At 66.1% G+C, this 18,145-nt stretch carries 13 protein-coding genes; 10 read left to right on the top strand and 3 right to left on the bottom strand.

Translation table 11 applies throughout. From position 1 onward, the window contains the following. The first annotated feature begins 499 nt into the window (after window positions 1-499). Window positions 500-2,560, top strand: coding sequence for a choline BCCT transporter BetT (gene betT, locus RIT73_RS15020; protein ID WP_309132903.1), 2,061 nt, complete (start codon window positions 500-502; stop codon window positions 2,558-2,560). Between the two features lie 276 nt (window positions 2,561-2,836). Continuing rightward, the gene (locus tag RIT73_RS15015) at window positions 2,837-4,621 is read left to right on the top strand and encodes a BCCT family transporter (protein ID WP_309132902.1); all 1,785 of its coding nucleotides are present in this window, start codon (window positions 2,837-2,839) and stop codon (window positions 4,619-4,621) included. A gap of 114 nt (window positions 4,622-4,735) precedes the next feature. Here the strand turns inward: RIT73_RS15015 and RIT73_RS15010 are convergent, their stop codons facing one another. From RIT73_RS15010 to RIT73_RS15000, 3 genes are all read right to left on the bottom strand, one after another. Further along, the gene (locus RIT73_RS15010) at window positions 4,736-6,298 is read right to left on the bottom strand and encodes a GMC family oxidoreductase N-terminal domain-containing protein (protein WP_309132901.1); all 1,563 of its coding nucleotides are present in this window, start codon (window positions 6,296-6,298) and stop codon (window positions 4,736-4,738) included. Window positions 6,299-6,329: 31 nt separating this feature from the next. Next, the gene (locus tag RIT73_RS15005) at window positions 6,330-7,808 is read right to left on the bottom strand and encodes an aldehyde dehydrogenase family protein (protein ID WP_309132900.1); all 1,479 of its coding nucleotides are present in this window, start codon (window positions 7,806-7,808) and stop codon (window positions 6,330-6,332) included. Window positions 7,809-8,353: 545 nt separating this feature from the next. Then, entirely contained in the window at window positions 8,354-10,009 is a 1,656-nt protein-coding gene (locus tag RIT73_RS15000; protein ID WP_309132899.1) for a hypothetical protein, read from the bottom strand. Here RIT73_RS15000 and RIT73_RS14995 point away from each other — a divergent pair. Genes RIT73_RS14995 through RIT73_RS14960 form a run of 8 tightly spaced genes read left to right on the top strand, consistent with a single transcriptional unit; the run spans window position 9,941 to window position 18,144 of the window. Beyond that, window positions 9,941-11,272 (top strand): hypothetical protein, encoded by a 1,332-nt coding sequence (locus tag RIT73_RS14995; RefSeq protein WP_309132898.1) that lies wholly within the window; start codon window positions 9,941-9,943, stop codon window positions 11,270-11,272. The two genes, RIT73_RS15000 and RIT73_RS14995, sit on opposite strands and share 69 nt — an antisense overlap. Continuing rightward, on the top strand, window positions 11,269-12,339 hold the full coding sequence (locus tag RIT73_RS14990; RefSeq protein WP_309132897.1) for an HAD-IIA family hydrolase: 1,071 nt from the start codon (window positions 11,269-11,271) through the stop codon (window positions 12,337-12,339). The genes RIT73_RS14995 and RIT73_RS14990 overlap by 4 nt, the downstream gene beginning before the upstream one ends. Then, window positions 12,332-12,487: a hypothetical protein gene (locus RIT73_RS14985; protein ID WP_309132896.1), complete on the top strand. Its 156-nt coding sequence runs from the start codon at window positions 12,332-12,334 to the stop codon at window positions 12,485-12,487. Before RIT73_RS14990 ends, RIT73_RS14985 begins: the two co-directional genes overlap by 8 nt. Then, window positions 12,484-13,287: a TlyA family RNA methyltransferase gene (locus RIT73_RS14980; protein WP_309132895.1), complete on the top strand. Its 804-nt coding sequence runs from the start codon at window positions 12,484-12,486 to the stop codon at window positions 13,285-13,287. The genes RIT73_RS14985 and RIT73_RS14980 overlap by 4 nt, the downstream gene beginning before the upstream one ends. Beyond that, entirely contained in the window at window positions 13,284-14,225 is a 942-nt protein-coding gene (locus tag RIT73_RS14975; protein ID WP_309132894.1) for an NAD kinase, read from the top strand. The genes RIT73_RS14980 and RIT73_RS14975 overlap by 4 nt, the downstream gene beginning before the upstream one ends. Window positions 14,226-14,242: 17 nt before the next feature. Then, window positions 14,243-15,946, top strand: coding sequence for a DNA repair protein RecN (gene recN / locus RIT73_RS14970; protein ID WP_309132893.1), 1,704 nt, complete (start codon window positions 14,243-14,245; stop codon window positions 15,944-15,946). A gap of 15 nt (window positions 15,947-15,961) precedes the next feature. Continuing rightward, complete coding sequence (gene steA, locus RIT73_RS14965) at window positions 15,962-17,197, top strand: putative cytokinetic ring protein SteA (RefSeq protein ID WP_309132892.1); 1,236 nt, start codon at window positions 15,962-15,964, stop codon at window positions 17,195-17,197. Continuing rightward, the gene (locus RIT73_RS14960) at window positions 17,194-18,144 is read left to right on the top strand and encodes a copper transporter (protein ID WP_309132891.1); all 951 of its coding nucleotides are present in this window, start codon (window positions 17,194-17,196) and stop codon (window positions 18,142-18,144) included. Before steA ends, RIT73_RS14960 begins: the two co-directional genes overlap by 4 nt. Window position 18,145 lies beyond the last annotated feature (1 nt).

Genomic DNA, 18,145 nt, shown 5'->3' with positions numbered 1-18,145 from the left:
AAACGCCCGGTTAACCGTTCCGATCCCGGTAGCTAAGCCCATTCGCGCTGATGGTACTGCAACTTGGTGGTTGTGGGAGAGTAAGTGACCGCCGCAAATTGATTTGAAGTGTGTGGGGCATGACCTTTCAGGGGTTGCGCCCCACACGCGTATTCATCTGCTCCAGCCCTTCGGCCTCGCCGGAGGGCTTTTTTGGTTTTCCGATGCGTCGGACTGTGTTTCTGTGTTGTAACACACAATTGGCATATCAGCGTGTACGCTAGGGGATGCCGCGGACGCGCAGGAGCGATCCTCCTGCTGTTGTGGCAGATCGTCCATCAGCAGTCGACGCCCAGTTCAGAACCCGTATGATCTCGCATCACCTCGGGTACGGTGATGGAGTGCTGATAGAAAAGACGAGACGAAGATCCAGATGTCCATGTGAGCGCACAGGTCCTCAGCGTCGAGCGACCAGGCCCTCCCATCCATTCGACCGTCCATCCGACAAAGGAATATCGAGATGACCGACGTAATAGATCCACAAGCCAAACCGGACAAGGTGTCCAGATCCCTTCCCAAGGTCAACAAGAAGGTGTTCTTCGCCGCAGCGATCGGCACCATCGCCATCACCCTGTGGGCGCTGATCTCCCCGACGAGCGCCGAAGGCGTACTCGGTGCGGCGGTCAGCTGGATATCGGATTGGTTCGGCTGGTTCTACGTCCTCCTCGTCGCCGTCGTCCTGGTGTTCGTCATCTATCTCGCTGCTTCGCGGCACGGATTGACCAAGCTGGGGCCCGAGCACTCCAAGCCTGAATTCGGTCTGCTCTCATGGGCGTCCATGCTCTTCGCCGCAGGCATCAGCACCGACCTGATGTTCTTCGCAGTCGCAGAACCGGTGACCCACTACCTGGCGCCGCCGAGCACCGAGCCCGAAACCGTGGAGGCCGCCCGTGAGGCCACCGTGTGGACGCTGTTCCACTACGGACTCAGCGGATGGGGACTCTACGCTCTGATGGGTCTCGCTCTGGCCTACTTCGCCTACCGGGCGAACATGCCGTTGGCCATCCGTTCGGCTCTCGCTCCTATCTTCGGCAAACGCATCCACGGTCCCATCGGTGACAGTGTCGACTTCGCGGCTCTGCTGGGGACGATCTTCGGCGTCGCCACCTCATTGGGCATCGGCGTCGTCATGGTCAACGTCGGACTCAACGCCGTCTTCGGGTTGCCGGTCACCACCGCGTCCCAGGTCGGCATCGTCATCGTCGGTGTGGCCGTGGCGACCCTGTCCGCGATCTCCGGAGTAGACAAGGGCATCAAGTTCCTGTCCCTGCTCAATGTCTTCCTCGCCATCGCGCTGGCCTTCTGGGTTCTCGTGGCCGGCAACACCAAGTTCCTCCTCGATGCCTTCGTCCTCAACGTCACTGACTTCGCGCGGCTGTTCCCGGACATGGTCGGCCAGACCTTCGCCTTCGAAGACACCGGCACATGGATGACCGACTGGACCCTGTTCTTCTGGGCCTGGTGGATCGCGTGGGCATCCTTCGTCGGACTGTTCCTCGCCCGCATCTCCCGCGGCCGTACCATTCGTCAGTTCGTCATCGGAACCTTGACCATCCCGTTCATCTACATCTTCATGTGGATCTCGATCTACGGGAACTCTGCCCTCGACCTGATCCGCAACGGAAACAAGGAGTTCGGCGAACGGACCATGGCCAGCCCGGAAGGCGGGTTCTACGAACTGCTCGCCCAGTACCCGGCCTTCGTCATCATCGCCGCGCTGGCGACGATGACAGCGCTCCTGTTCTATGTCACCTCGGCGGACTCCGCGGCACTGGTGATGGCGAACCTGTCCTCGTTCCTGCCCAACCCGCAGGACGACGGTCGACCGGCACTGCGCGTCTTCTGGGCCGTTCTCACCGGCGCGTTGACCGTGGGCATGCTCATCGTCGGGGGAGTCGGGGCATTGCAGGCCGCGACGGTGATCATGGGGCTGCCGTTTGCGTTCGTCATCATTCTCGTCATGATCGGCCTGCACAGAGCTCTGCGGATCGATTCCTACCGCTCGAACAGCGCCGACCAAGGCCTGCCGTACTCCCGGATTCGCCGTTCGGGCTCGAGTCGGGACAATCTCAAACAGCAGCTCACCCGTGTCCTCGCCTTCCCCGGCCGCTCCAAGGCCCTCGACTTCGAGAACAACGTGCTGCTGCCGACCCTGCAGGAGATCGCTGAGGAGATGCAGTCGCGCGGCATCGGCGCTCGTGCCTGCCGGGCGAACTCGGAGGGCCACGCCGACGAAGAGGGCGCGCTGATCCAGCTCGAAGTCGACGGCGAGGGGGAGTACCCCTTCCACTACCAGGTCTGGCCGCGCAAGGTCGGTGTGCCGTCGTTCGGAGGCCGGGTGCCCAAGGGCGCCGAGGAATACGTGCGGATGGAGGTCTACTTCGACGGCGGAGCCAGCCAGGGCTACGACATCATGGACTACACCAAGGACCAGATCATCGATGATGTCCTCGACAAGTATGAGCGTCACGTGGAGTTCCTCTACATCAACGACAGTTCGAACGGTCGGAATCACGAGTGAGCGCACGCGCGTCGGGATGAGCACTGCGACATCTCGCCCGCGGCGTGAAGTGTCCGCTCGCCATCGCTGACCGCCCGTGGGGCATGACCTCGGTCGTGCCCCACGGGCGTTCTCGCGCTCCGACGGACTCCGCTCGACGGGGTTTCTGCGCCCTCTCGATGTGACTTCTTCTCATGGCTGATCCTCCCACGTGGGCTGATACCGGCACCAAGATCGCTTGTAATTCGCTTAACGATCGGTAGTCTGGTGCGCGTCACTCAATGGAAGGTATCCGTCATGCTCGTGAGACTGCACGATACACTCAGACTCAGAACGACCCCATCGATCTTCTTCGCCTCGGCACTGGTCATCATCCTCTTCGTCCTCGGGACGATCTTCTTCACCGACGCTCTGGACACCGGCGTCTCAGCAGCCTCGGAATGGCTCCTGACGAACCTGGGCTGGTTCTACATCCTCGGTGTGACCGTCTTCCTCGTCTTCCTCATCTATATCGCCGCCTCCCGGTACGGCAGAGTGAAGCTCGGCCCGGAGGACGAGGAGCCGGAGCACTCCCGGGGCGCCTGGTTCGCGATGCTGTTCGCGGCGGGCATCGGATCGATTCTTATGTTCTGGGGTGTCGCGGAACCCGTCAGTCACCTCGGCGATCCTCCACGGGCGTCGCTGGGCATCGAACCGGGCACCGTGGCAGCGGCCACCGATGCCATGAACTTCACCTACTACCACTTCACCCTGCACACGTGGACGATCTTCACCCTGCCGGCGCTGTGCTTCGCGTACTTCATCCACAAACGCAATCTGCCGCCGCGCGTGAGCTCGATCTTCCAGCCGATCCTCGGTGAGCGGATCCACGGTCCGATCGGAAAGCTCATCGACGTCGTCGCCATCATCGGCACCGTGTTCGGTGTGGCCGTGTCGATCGGACTCGGCACGCTCCAGATCAACAGCGGCCTCGCGCAGACCATCGGAATCCCGGAGAGCGCACTCTGGCAGCTTGTCATCATCGGAGTCGTGTGCGGTCTGGCCACGATTTCCGTCGCTCTGGGCCTGGACAAGGGGATCAAGGTCCTGTCGAACATCAACATCGTCATCGCCGTGCTGCTGCTGATCTTCGTCTTGGCGCTGGGACCGACCCTGTTCATGACGCGCGGCGTCTTCGAGTCCCTCGGCACCTACATCCAGGAGCTGCCCAAGCTGGCACTGTGGAACGACACCTTCGCCAACACCGGCTGGCAGAACAGCTGGACCGTGTTCTACTGGGCCTGGACCATCACCTGGTCACCGTTCGTCGGCATCTTCATCGCCCGGATCTCACGCGGGCGCACCATCCGCCAATTCGTCATCGGCGTGCTCGCGATTCCCTCGGCGTTCTCCATCATCTGGTTCGGCGTCTTCGGCTATGCGTCCTTCGACATCGAGTTCAATCAGGGCGGAGGGCTCGTCGATCGGGTCGTGGAGCAGGGCGATGTGCCCGGAGCGCTCTTCGCGTTCCTCGAGCACTATCCGCTGGCGGGCCCGATGTCGGTGATCGCCATCGCGCTCGTCGTGATCTTCTTCGTCACCTCGGTGGACTCCGCTGCACTGGTCCTCGACACGATGAACAACGGACACGAGGACTTCAATCCGCTCGGCCAGCGCATCTTCTGGGCCGTGGCGGTCGGACTCGTCACCGCCACCCTGCTCGTGTTCTCCGGCAGCGGAGGCCTCGAAGCGCTGCAGTCGACGATCATCCTCGTCGGTCTGCCCTTCTTCGTCATGGCGTACTTCCAGATGTACGCGCTCATGCGTGCCCTGCGCGAGGACGCCGGCATTCTGCCCCGAGTCCGCGTCAGGCGCTGGAAGAAGGTGCTGCCACCCGAGGAAGTCGAACGCCGTGAGGACGGCAACGACGCGTTCAACGAGCATTACGACGAGGCGGAGGAGATCGTCGTCGTGCCGGAGGCCATCGAGCCGGCCCCGGAGTTCGCCGACCCCTATGTCGACACACACGCGCACAAGCACCACCGCGAGGGAACCCTCGCGTCCAGGACCGGCAGCAAAGCGCGGCACTACGACCACGGCTGACACGCCGGCACAGAAGAGGGGCCCTGCAGTTCACGAACTGCAGGGCCCCTCTCGCACGCCCAAGCCATTCAGGCTGCAGAAGCAGCCTCTGAGCGACTCAGGCGAGCAGAGTGATCAGTTTCCGGACTTGATCAGCTCGGCGCACTTCTCGCCCATCATCATCACTGTGATGTTGGGGTTGACCGTGGTGATCTCCGGCATCGCCGAGGCGTCCACCACGCGCAGGCGTCCCACACCCTTGACCCGCAGCTGCGGATCCAGCGGTGCCGACTCGTCGTCGACGGCACCCATGCGCACGGTGCCGGCGGGGTGGTAGACGGTGTTGTGAGTGCGGGTGATGTAGTCCTCGATCTGCTCATCCGTCTGCACGTCGGCACCGGGGAACAGCTCCTGGCCGGCCCATTCGGACATCGCGTCCTGGGAGACGATCTCACGGGCCTTGCGGATGCCGGCGATCATCACCCGCATGTCGTGACCTTCGGGATCGGTGAAGTAGCGCGGGTCGACATGCGGCTTGTCGCGGAAGTCGCGGGAGCGCAGGCGCACCGTGCCGCGTGAGCGGGCGTGGGTGACGTTCGGCGTCAGGCAGAACGAGTTCTCCGACGTCGGGTAGCCCTGGCGCAGGGTGTGCATGTCGAAGGGCACCGATCCGTAGTGCATCATCAGGTCGGGGCGATCGAGCCCGTCCTGTGTGGGGGAGAAGATGCCGATCTCCCACCACTGCGTCGAATCCTCGACCATCGGCTTCTTGGCCTCCCAGGAGATCACACCTTCGGGGTGGTCCTGAAGGTTCTCACCGACTCCCGGCGAATCGACGCGGACGTCGACGCCCACCTCGGCGAGGTGCTCTGCCGGGCCGATGCCGGAGAGCATCAGCAGCTGCGGGGTGTTGATCGCACCCGCGGAGACGATGACCTCCCTCTTCGCCTCGATGCGCTTCGTCCGACCGAAGGCGTTGTTGACCACGAGGACGCCGGTGCAGTTGTCTTCGGCGTCGAACTCGAGTTCCTTGGCCTGCGTGTCCGTGAGGATCGTGAGGTTCTCGCGATCGAGGATCGGGTGCAGGTAGGACACCGAGGAGGACGACCGGGTGCCGTCTTCCTTCCGGTTGATCTGGAAGAAGTTCGCCCCGCTGATGATGGTTTCACCGTCATTGAACTGAACCCGGGGAATGCCGGCCTGTTCGCAGGCGTCGAGGAGCGCGATGCCACACGGGTCGACCGCTGGCACGTTCATCAGCCGCACCGGTCCGTCGTGACCGTGGTGGTCGCCGGGAAGCTCATTGTTCTCGAGCTTCTTGTAGAGTCCGAAGGTGTCCTTCGAGCCCCACCCGGTCGCGCCGTACTTCGACTCCCATTCGTCGAGGTCTTCCTTCGGAGCCCAGAACGCGATGCACGAGTTGTGCGAGGAGCATCCGCCGAGGACCTTTGCGCGGGCATGGCGCATGTGGGAGTTTCCGTGTTCCTGGGCTTCGATGGGGTAGTCCCAGTCGAAGCCCGATTCGAGCAGTTCCATCCAGCGGTTGAGGCGGAGGATGACGTCTTCGTTGACGTCGGTCGGGCCTGCCTCGAGCAGACCGACGGTGACCTCGGGGTCCTCGCTGAGTCGAGCTGCGACGGCGGCTCCCGCGGACCCGCCGCCGACGACGACATAGTCAAAGCTGTGAGTGGTTTCCAATTCTCATCTCCTTAGTGGCAGTGGCCGGGGATCATTCGCTGTGCTCGCGGAACCAACCGGTGACGGCGGGTTCGAGGTTGTGGTAGATGTGCTTCGCCTCCTGATATTCGGCGAGTCCGGTGGGCCCGAGCTCCCGGCCGAATCCGGACTGTCCGAATCCGCCCCACTCGGCCTGCGGGAGGTAGGGGTGGAAGTCGTTGATCCAGATGGTGCCGTGGCGCAGCTTCGCAGCGACCCGCTGGCATTTGCCGGCGTCCTGGGTCCACACGGCGCCGGCCAGACCGTAGATCGTGTCGTTGGCGGTGGCGATCGCGTCTTCCTCGGTGGAGAAGGTCTCGACAGTGACAACAGGACCGAAGGCCTCATCGGTGACGACGGACATTCCGCGCTTGACCTGGTCGAGGACGGTTGGCAGGTAGTAGAAGCCCTTCTCCAGATCGCCCTCGCCCCACTTGCCGCCGCAGCGCAGACGCGCGCCCTCGGCCACACCGTTCTCGACATACTCGGTGACCTTGTCGCGGTGCTCGGCGGAGATGAGCGGTCCGGTCTCGGCGTTCTCGTCGAAGGGTCCGCCGAGGCGGATCTTCTCGGCACGGGCGACGAGGCGATCGGTGAACTCCTCGGCGATGGAATCCTCGACGATGAGCCGAGCTCCGGCCGAGCACACCTGTCCGGAGTGGACGAAGGCGGCGTTGAGCGCATTGTCGAGGGCGGCGTCGATGTCGGCATCGGCGAAGACGACGTTCGGGTTCTTCCCGCCGAGTTCCAGGGCGACCTTCTTCACCGTCGCGGCCGCGTTGGCGCCGATCAGGCGTCCGGTGGCAAGTCCACCGGTGAAGGAGACCATGTCGATGTCGTCGTGGGTCGACAGCGGTGCGCCGGCGACGCGACCGCGGCCGAGGATGAGGTTGCCCACGCCGGCAGGCAGGCCCAGCTCCTCGAGCAGCTGCATCGCGAGGATCGCAGTGCTCGGAGTCAGCTCGGCCGGTTTGAAGACGAACGAGTTGCCCGCGGCCAGGCACGGTGCGATCTTCCACGCTGCCTGGAGCAGCGGGTAGTTCCACGGAGTGATGAGAGCGCAGACGCCCACCGGCTCGTGGACGATGCGGCTGACCACGGATTCGCTGCCCGCATCGACGATGCGACCGGCGTCGTTGGCGGCGAGCTTGCCGAAGTATTCGAAGCAGTTGGCGATGTCGTCCATGTCGATCTGCGACTCGACGAAGCGCTTGCCGGTGTCGAGCGATTCGGCGCGCGCGAACTCATCCTTGCGCTCCCGCAGCGTGTCGGCGAACCTCAGCAGCAGGTTGCCGCGCTCGGCGGCGGGTGTGGTCGACCAGACCCCCGAGTCGAAGGCACGACGGGCGGCGGCGATCGCCAGTTCGGTGTCCGCGGCAGTGGCCTCGTCCACCTCGACGACGATGCTGCCGTCGGCAGGGTTGCGGATCTCGCTGGTTCCGCCCTCTTGGGCCGAGACCCAGTTTCCGTCGATGAAAAGCGTGTTGGGCACGGTTATCTCCTATTCCTTGGGGGCGAAGTCGTCTGGCCAGCCTACGCTCAATGTTTTCTCACCGGAATGAGCCGAGCCGCAGGCTGAGAGTGGGACATATGTGATTCGGCATTGCTCAAAATCAGCGGGAAGACAGGCGATGAGCCGATTTCGGGCGTCGAACAATTTCTCGTGCGCGGAGTGTCGTCGCACCGCGAAACGGTGTGGTGGTGACGGCATGACGGAAGCGGCTCGTGGTGTCCTGGTGAGAACCTTGGAGTTCCGCTGTGCGAGCATGCCAACGGTTCCGTCGACACGCGGCACATCCCTCACTGGTGGCGTGAAGCATCGTTGCTTCTCGACGAACCTCAGCTGGCGGACCGGCACCGGGCCATATTAACAGACAATTGGTATGTCAGACCGGACCTCCGGGGCGTCCATGGACAGTGGTATCGGGTCCGGCGCGTGCCCGCTGCTGTGCGGTTTCGAGTGGGGAAAGACTCCCGTGTGAGGTGGCTGGAACAGGGGGCGCGGACCGGCTGGTGCACTAGAATGGTACGGAATCATCAAAAGACTTTATAGGGAGAATCGTGGCCCAAGGGGATTCGCGAGACCATCAGCAGAACCGCCGATCTGAAGGCGGACACCGCCCAGACCGCGGGAACAACAATCGGAATTCTCACTCCGCTCGGGATGAGCGGGGTCACTCGGACCGGCGCGGTGGATACCAGGGGAATCGTCGCGAGGACGGGGAACGCCGCGGTGGTTTCAACTCCGATCGTCGCAGCGACGATCGTCGAGGTGGCTATCAGGGGAACCGTCGTGAGGACGGAGAGCGTCGCGGAGGTTTCGGCGGCGAGCGTCGGGACGACAACCGTGGTGGCTACCAGGGCAACCGCGGCGGTTACCAGGGCAACCGCAACGACGGCGAACGCCAAGGTTTCAACTCCGATCGTCGCAGCGACGATCGTCGAGGTGGCTATCAGGGGAACCGTCGTGAGGACGGGGAACGTCGCGGAGGTTTCGGCGGCGAGCGTCGGGACGACAGTCGCGGTGGCTACCAGGGCAACCGTGGCGGCTACCAGGGCAGCCGCAAGGACGGAGACCGCCGCGGAGGTTCCAGCGGCGACCGACGCGAGGACAGCCGCGGTGGCTACCAGGGTAACCGTGGTGGTTACCAGGGCAATCGTCGTGAGGACGGCGACCGCCGTGAAGGTTTCGGCGGCGACCGTCTGGACGATCGTCGCGGTGGCTACCAGGGCAACCGTGGTGGTTACCAGGGGAACCGTCGTGAAGACGGTGACAAACGCGGCGGTTTCGGCGGTGACCGTCGCAATGATGATCGCCGAGGCGGCCAGGGCGACCGTGGTGACGACCGCCGAGGCGGTTACCAGGGGAACCGTCGTGAGGACGGCGACCGGCGTGGAGGTTTCGGCGGCGACCGTCGGGACGACCGTCGCGGTGGCTACCAGGGGAACCGAGGTGGCTTCCAGGGTGATCGCCGGAACGATGGCGAGCGCCGCGACTTCAACTCCGATCGACGCAACGATGATCGCCCAGGTGGCTACCAGGGGAACCGTCGTGAAGACGGCGACCGCCGAGACGACAACCGTGGCGGCTACCAAGGGAACCGTGGCGGCTACCAGGGCAATCGTCGTGAAGACGGCGACAACCGCGGTGGAAACCAGGGCAGCCGTGGCGGCTACCAGGGGAACCGTCGTGAAGACGGCGACCGCAGCGGCGGTTTCGGCGGCGACCGTCGCAACGATGATCGCCGAGGCGGCCAGAGCGACCGTGGTGACGACCGCCGTGGTGGCTACCAGGGGAACCGTCGTGAAGACGGCGACCGTCGCGGTGGTTTCGGCGGCGACCGTCGAGACGACAAGCGCGGCGGCTATCAGGGCAAGCGAGACGGCGACCGTCGCGGAGGCTTCGGCAATGACCGACGGTCCGACCGTGACCAGGGCGACCGTGGCCGCAACAACAACGATCGTCGGGCGTCGCGTCCGACCGACTCGGGCGACTACGCACGTGAGCAGCGTTCTCGTCGACCCCGCGTCCAGGAGCCCGAGATCCCGGCAGAGGTCACCGGTTTCGAGCTCGACAAGGAGATTCGGGGTCAGCTGCGCTCTCTCGACAAGGAGAACGCCGACATGGTCGCGAAGCACCTCGTCGCAGCCGGCGGATTCCTCGACGTCGACCCCGAGCGTGCGCACCAGCATGCCAAGGCGGCTATGGCGCGAGCCGGTCGAGTCGGCCTCGTCCGCGAAGCCCTCGGCATCGCGGCCTACCACGTCGAACAGTACGACGAGGCAGTGCGCGAGCTGCGCACCCACCGTCGCATCTCGGGCTCGAACGACAACATCGCTCTCATCGCTGATGCCGAGCGTGGACGCGGCAAGCCGGAGAAGGCGATCGAACTCCTCGAACAGTCGAAGGAGCTCGAACTCGACAATGAGACTCGCACCGAACTGGTCATCGTGGCGGCCGGAGCGAAATCGGACCGCGGCGACCTCAAGGGTGCGCGTGCACTGATCGAGGCCGAGGACTTCACCCAGCGTCCGGGCGGCGCACTGGTTCGCCTGCTCGCCGCGTACTCGGAGGTTCTCCGCCTGCACGGTGAGTCCGAGATGGCCGACAAGTACGAAGAGCTCTCCCGCCGCACGGCGAAGGCCACAGGCACCCTCTTCGGTGACGAGGAGCCGGATCCGAACGCCGGCGTCGAGATCGAAACCGTCGAAGAGCTGCCCGACGAGGACTTCGAGGCCGACGAGGACGAACCCGAGTTCGAGTCCGACGAGTTCGATTCCGCGGATGACGAAGACGACCGGGACGACGAAGACGACCGGGATGACGACGAGCTCGGCGCCGGTGTGTCCGGCAACCGCGTGGTCCCGACCGCAGCCGTCGAGAGCGATGTGCACGGGACTGTCGATTCCGACGGCGATGAGTTCACGGATGACGACTCCGAGCACGATGATTTCGCCGAAGACGCCTTCGCGGACGTTTCGTTTGCCGAGGAGGAATCCGACGACGAGGAACCTGCGGATGACGATTCCGACGGCGACGAGTTCGCCGACGTCAATTCCGACGATGATGGGTTCACGGACGTCGACTCCGACGACGAGGAACTCGAGCACGAAGAGGCTGCACCCGCTCCGGCGAAGTCGAAGACGCACGTCTCCGAGAAGGAGCTGAAGAAGATCAAGGTCTCCGAGGCCGAGATCGAGGCCGAACTCGCCGAGCTCCTCGGTGAGGACGACACCGAGTCTGCTGACACCGAGTCTGCTGACACAGAGTCTGTCGACACTGAGCCCGTCGAGGCCGAGTCCGACGCAGAGTCTGCTGACACCGAGTCTGCTGACACAGAGTCTGTCGACACTGAGCCCGTCGACACCGAGTCCGCAGCTGCGGACAGCGAAGCGGCCTCCAAAGGATCGACGGAGGACGCCGACGACTCGAACCCCGAGGAAGACGATCGGTGAGTCCGAGCACTGATCATGGTGCTCCCGGGCAGCCGGGAGCACCGATCGACTGCGTTCTGTTCGACCTCGACGGAGTCGTCTACCGCGGCCCCGAAGCGGTCCCCGGAGCCGTGGAGGGAATCGGCTTCCTGCGGGATCACTCGATCCCGCTCAGCTTCGTGACGAACAACGCGGTGCGCACCCCCGAGGCCGTGGCCGAGCGGATCACCGCGCACGGCATCAGCACCACCGCCGCCGAGGTGACCACCTCGGCGCAGGTGCTCGCCGCACGGCTGGCCGAGAAGTACGGAGCCGGGGCGCTCATCCACCTCGTCGGCGCGGCCGGGCTGGCCGCGGCACTTGAGTCCGAGGGCCTGCGGATCACTCGCTCCCTCGATGACGACGTCGTCGCCATCGCCCAGGGGCTCGACCCGGAGATCGACTACGCGACGATCGTGACCACCTGCGAAGTGGTCCGCTCCGGGATCGACTGGTGGGCGTCCAACCCCGACTTCTCGATGCCCGGACCCCACGGTGAGGTGCCCGGCAACGGCGCGTTCGTCGAGATGATCGCTCGGCTCACCGGTACGCAGCCGACCATCGTCGGCAAACCCTCACCGCACATGCTCGAACACGCCGCCCACCGCCTCGGCGCCGTGCGGCCACTGATGATCGGTGACCGTCTCGACACCGACATCGAGGGCGGGAACGCCGCCGGTTTCGAGACCGCACTCGTCCTCACCGGCGTCCATGACATCCACGACGCCCTGCACGCCCCTGCGGGACGGCGGCCGGACTTCGTGCTGCCGAGTCTGCGCGCGCTCCCCGAACTCATCGCTGCCACGAAGGCAGACATCCAGGCCGCGACGAGTGCCGCCGCACCCAGCCCCGGACCCGGTGGCGTCCCTGCGACCACCTCCTGCCGCCTCGTCGACGGTGAGCTGATCGTCGACGGTGAGCTGATCCTCGACGATGCCGCGCGCACCGGCGCCCACGGCGTCGAAGCGGCGCTGCGGTTAGCATGGGAGGCGATCGACCGGGGAGAGCCAGTGCGTCCCGGGAACCTGCCGCGGAGGATCCATGACTGAGATGACCCCTGCCGCCCTCAGCGGCGACGTTCCGGCCGAGAAATGGCGCCGCGACCTCGAGGCGCTGGCCGAGGTCCCCTCCCGCGAACGCCACGCGCAGCTCGGCGAACTGCTCGACGAACTCGATGCGCAGGTGGGCTCGTTGTGACCCGGCTCGACCGGGCTCTGGTCGAGCGGGGACTCATCCGGTCCCGATCCCGCGCCGCCCGCGAGATCGCGGCCGGGAGGGTCAGCGTCAACTCCGCGACCGCCTCCAAACCCTCCGCCGAGGTGGGAGAGGCGGATGAGGTCACCGTGCACGAACCCGACCCCTGGGTGGCCCGCAGCGCCCACAAACTCCTCGGCGCCCTCGACGCCTTCGGCATCGAGACGCTGTCCGGCATCAGCGCCCTCGACGCCGGTGCCTCGACCGGCGGCTTCACCCAGGTGCTGCTCAGCCGCGACGCCGCCGAGGTGTGGGCGGTCGACGTCGGCCACGATCAGCTCGACGTCTCCCTGCGCACCGACCCCAGAGTCCGCGTCCGCGAAGGACTCAACCTGCGCGAACTCTCCGCCTCCGACGTCCCTGCCGTCGACCTCGTCGTCGCCGACGTCTCCTTCATCTCCCTGCGCCTGCTGCTCGAACCGCTCCTCGCGGCCACCCGGCCCGAGGGTGAGCTCCTGCTCATGGTCAAACCCCAGTTCGAACTCGCGCGCAGCTCCCTCGACAAGCACGGAGTCGTGACGAGCCCCGCGAACCGTCGACGCGCCGTGCTCTCCGTCGTCGAGGCGATCACCGCCCTCGACGCCCGCGTCACCGACATCGCACCCTCCGTCCTGCCCGGTCCGAGCGGAAACCGGGAGTACTTCCTGCGTGTTCGACCAGGAAGAACCACCGCCGCTTCCGATAGGCTCAATGAGGCGGACGTGCCCGAGACCGTGGACGCGATCATGAGAGGAGAGTCGTGAGGCGAAACATCATGGTGCTCCTGCACCCCCACCGCGAGGATTCGGCGGTGGCGGCGGTGCGCGTGTGGAAGGCACTCCTCGAGGACGGCATCATCCCCGTCGTGCTCGACGAGGAGATCCTCGACATCGCCCGGCGCAGCTCCTACCCCGACGTGCACCAGGACCTGCTGCGCCGCTGCGAGGTCATCAGCCCCAACCAGCTCGCCACCTGGAAGTCCCGGTGCGAACTCGTCATCGTCCTCGGCGGCGACGGCACGATCCTGCGCGCGGCCGAACGCTTCCACGGCTCCGGAGTGCCCCTCATGGGCATCAACCTGGGCCACGTCGGATTCCTCGCCGAGAGTGAGAGGGAGGACCTCGCCGAGGCGGTCCACCGGGCGTCCCAACGCGACTACCTCGTGGAGGAGAGACTCGCCCTCGACGTGTCCGTGTGGCACGAGGGGGAGAACATCTACAGCGCCTGGGCGCTCAACGAGGCGACCGTGGAGAAGACCTCGAAGTCGCGGATGATCGACGTCGTCCTCGGCGTCGACTCCCGCCCCGTGTCCGCCTTCGGCTGTGACGGAGTCATCCTCGCCACCCCGACCGGATCGACCGCCTACTCCTTCTCCGCCGGCGGGCCCATCGTCTGGCCCGAGGTCGAGGCCCTGCTCCTCGTGCCGATCTCCGCCCACGCGCTCTTCACCGAACCGCTCGTCGTCAACCCCAACTCCCGCCTCGGCGTGGAGATCAGCTCGTCCAACCCAGACTTCTCCGCGGTGATGTGGTGCGATGGCCGGCGTGCGCTCGAACTGCCGGCCGGTGCGAGGATCGAGGCCAAGCGCTCGGAGTCGCCGATCAAGTTCGCCCGCCTCCATACCGGCCCCTTCACCGACCGGCTGGTGGCCAAATTCCGTCTGCCCGTCTCCGGCTGGCGGGGACCCGTCGAGGAGGCGTAGATGCCGAGGAGGAACCGATGATCTCCGAACTGAGGATCTCCCACCTCGGCGTCATCGCCGAGGCCGCGGTCGAACTGTCCCCGGGCCTGACCGTCGTCACCGGTGAGACCGGCGCCGGCAAGACCATGTTCGTGTCCGCACTGACCCTGCTGATGGGACGCAAGGTCGGCTCCGGGGTCGTGCGCCGAGGCGCGGAGAAGGCCGAGGTCGAGGGCATCTTCTCCGAGGTCTCCGAGGCCGTGCGCGCCCGCATCGAGGAAGCCGGCGGCAGCGTCGACGACGAGGCCATCGTCACCCGCACCGTCGCCGTCAAAGGGCGCGCCCGCGCCACCGCCGGCGGTCGCACCGTCCCGATCTCCGTGCTCTCCGAGGTCTCCGAGGAGCTCATCGCCCTGCACGGTCAGTCCGAGCAGTTGGGACTGCGCAGCCCCGCCCAGCAGCGGCAGCTCCTCGACGCCGCCGGGGGTGCGGAGCTGGCCCGGGTCGCCGCCGACTACTCCGGGGCCTACGAGCACTGGCGTGAGACCGTCGAGCGCGTGGCGCGGATCAAGGACTCCACCGCAGCCCGGCGCGAACGCATCCTGTGGCTGCGCGGCTGCCTCGAGACGATCGACAATGTCCGCCCGGTCCCCGGCGAGGACGAAGCGCTGCAGGCGCTGGCCGCGAAGCTCGGCGCCGCCGCGGAGATCACCCGCGCCGTGGGGCTGGCCCACGACCTCATCGTCGGCTCCGAGATGGACGACGCCCCCGCCGCGGTCGACGGCGTGCACCAGGCCATCAGCATGCTCTCCGACGTCGAATCCTCCGACACGGAGCTGACGCGGATCAGAGAAACGCTCAACGACGCGGTGCTGCGGCTCAGCGACTCCGCGGCCGAACTGAGCTCCTACCTCTCCGGCTTCGACGAACTGGGGGAGACCTCCCTCGAGGAGACCGAAGCGAGGCGGGCCGAACTGGGGACGCTGGCACCGTACGGGCAGAACGTCGCCGAGGTGCTCGACTTCGAGACCCGCGCCGCCCAGGAGCTCGCCGAACTCGAGGCCGAGGACCGTGACCTCGACCAGCTCGACGCCGAACTCGTCGCCGCCGAGGAGGCGATGCGCACGCAGGCGACCGCGCTGACCGAGATCCGCACCCGCACAGCCGAGCGGTTCTCGGCCGCCGTCAGCGCGGAGCTCGCAGCCCTGTCCATGCCGAAGGCGCAGGTGCGGTTCGAGCTCACCGACCGCGAACCGGCCCCGCACGGCTGCGATGACGTGCGCCTGCTCTTCGCCCCGCACGACTCCTCGACCGGTGACGACATCGGCAAGATCGCCAGCGGCGGTGAGCTCTCCCGTGTGATGCTGGCCATCGAGGTCGTCCGCGCCGCCGGGGACCGGATCCCCACCTACGTCTTCGACGAGGTCGACTCGGGAGTGGGCGGTCGCGCCGCCGTCGAGATCGGCCGCCGGCTTGCGAAGCTGGCCGAACACGCCCAGGTCATCGTCGTCACCCACCTGCCCCAGGTCGCGGCCTGGGCCGACACGCACGTGACGATCGTCAAGGACGACGACGCGGAGACGGTGTCCTCAGGGGTCCGGGAACTGAGCGAGGACGAACGCGTCGTCGAGCTCTCACGGATGCTGGCGGGGATGGAGGAATCCGCCTCGGCGAAGGCCCATGCCGCCGAACTCCTGGACTCCGCACGGCAGGTCAAGGCGGGAGCCGAGACGCTTGCATGAGAGAATGGCCGCACCATGAAATCGCGTAGAACTCGGGAGACACCCACGGTTGTGCCCCGCACTGGCCCGGCTCCTGCCAGGCTCGACCGGCGGACGAAGGACCTGACGAAACGCTTGAACTCCGGCGACATCGCCGTCATCAAGCACTCCGACATCGACCGAGTCTCCGCCGAGGCCCTCGTCGCCTGCCGCCCCGCCGCCGTCATCAACGCGGACAAATCGATCTCCGGACGCTACCCCAACCTCGGGCCGGGAATCATCGTCGAGGCGGGCATCCCGCTCATCGACGACACCGGTGCGGAGATCTTCGAGGCGCTGGCCGAAGAGGACGAGATCGTCGTCGAGGGTGAGAACGTGCTCCGTGGCGACGAGGTGATCGCCACCGGCCTCCTCCAGACCGCCGAGACCATCGCCGAGGACATGCACCGGGCCGAAGCCGGGATGAACTCGGTGCTCGTCGACTTCGTCGAGAACACGATCGAGTACATCCGCAAGGACTCCGACCTGCTCTCGGCCGAACTCGTCGTGCCCACGGTGCGGACGAACTTCAAGGACCGTCACGTCCTCATCGTCGTCCGCGGATACCACTACAAGGAGGACCTGGCGATGCTGGCCTCCTACATCCGCGAATACCGGCCGATCCTCATCGGCGTCGACGGCGGCGCCGATGCGATCCTCGAGGCCGGGCACAGACCGGACATGATCGTCGGCGACATGGACTCCGTCTCCGACTCCGCCCTGACCTCGGGCGCCGAGATCGTCGTCCACGCCTACCGCGACGGACACGCCCCCGGAGTCGAACGCGTGCATTCGCTCGGCGTCGACTGCGTGCCCTTCCCAGCCTCGGGCACCAGCGAGGACATCGCGATGCTGCTCGCCGACGACAAGGGGGCCAGCCTCATCGTCGCCGTCGGCACGCATGACACCCTGATCGAATTCCTCGACAAGGGCCGCAAGGGAATGGCCTCGACCTTCCTCACCCGCCTGCGCGTGGGCTCGAAGCTCATCGATGCCAAGGGCGTCTCCCTGCTCTACCGGCAGAGGATCTCGAGCATCCAGCTCAGCGTGCTCATCCTCGCCGGACTCGTCGCCCTCGGGGTGGCCCTCTTCGCCACCGCCGCGGGGCAGACGTTCCTCGGCCTCATCGGCGCCCAGCTCGACGGAGTGTTCGGCTGGATCGGTTCGCTCTTCGGCGGCGACCCGGCCGTCACCCCCGAATCAGCAGTCTTCGGCGCAAGGATTGACCAGTGATTGATTTCCGTTACCATCTCGTCTCCCTCGTCTCGGTGTTCCTCGCCCTGGCGGTGGGAATCGTCCTCGGGGCCGGCCCGCTGAAGGAGCCGATCGGGGCGTCGCTGCAGAGCCAGGTCGACTCGCTGCGCACCGATCGCGACGATCTGCGCGCTAAGCTCGACGCGGCCGGCGGCAACATCGAGAAGCAGAACGAGTTCATCACCGAGGCGGCTCCCGAACTCACCAGCGGGATCCTCAATGACAAGACGATCAGCATCGTCACCGGTCCGCACGCCGACCCCGAGCAGGTCGAGGCCGTCGTCAACCGGATCACCGAAGCGGGCGGCACTGTGGCCGTCGACGCCTCCTTCGTCGAGAACACTCTGTCCCTGGCCGATTCGACCGAGTTCCTCAAGACCCTGCGCACACTCGTGCCCGCTCTGCCCGAGGACGACGCCACCGCGATCCGGTCCGCACTCGTCATCGCGCTCACCGGAAAGGCCTCGGCGCTGCCGGAGGGCAAGGAGCGCGACGATGCGGCCAAGCAGGCGGGCGCCCTCTTCGACGCGTTCGTCGACGCCGGCCGCCTGCGCACCGACTCCGACCACGCCACGAGCGATCTCTTCCTCGTGGTCGACAACAAGAACTCCCAACTGGCCGAACAGGACAAGCCGACGGCCGAGGCGAGCGAAGGCCAGGCCAAGCGCACCGTCATCACCGACTTCGTCAACGCCCTGACCACGGAATCGAAATCGGTCGTCGCCGCCGGCGACGCCGGATCCGCCCAGACCGGCCTCATCTCCGTCCTGCGCACCGAACGGTCCAAGGCCAGCACGGTCGACGGACTCTCGCTGGGCGCGGGACCCGTGATCACGGTGCGGGCCCTGGCCGCGGGCAGCGCCGGCGGGCACGGCCACTACGGCTTCGCCTCGAATGCCGACACCATCCTGCCGAAGAAGGAGTGAG

Source organism: Brevibacterium sp. (genome assembly GCF_031179145.1).
Lineage (GTDB): Bacteria > Actinomycetota > Actinomycetes > Actinomycetales > Brevibacteriaceae > Brevibacterium.
Note: the sequence above shows the minus strand (reverse complement) of the source record. Positions and strands in the feature narration are given on the sequence as shown.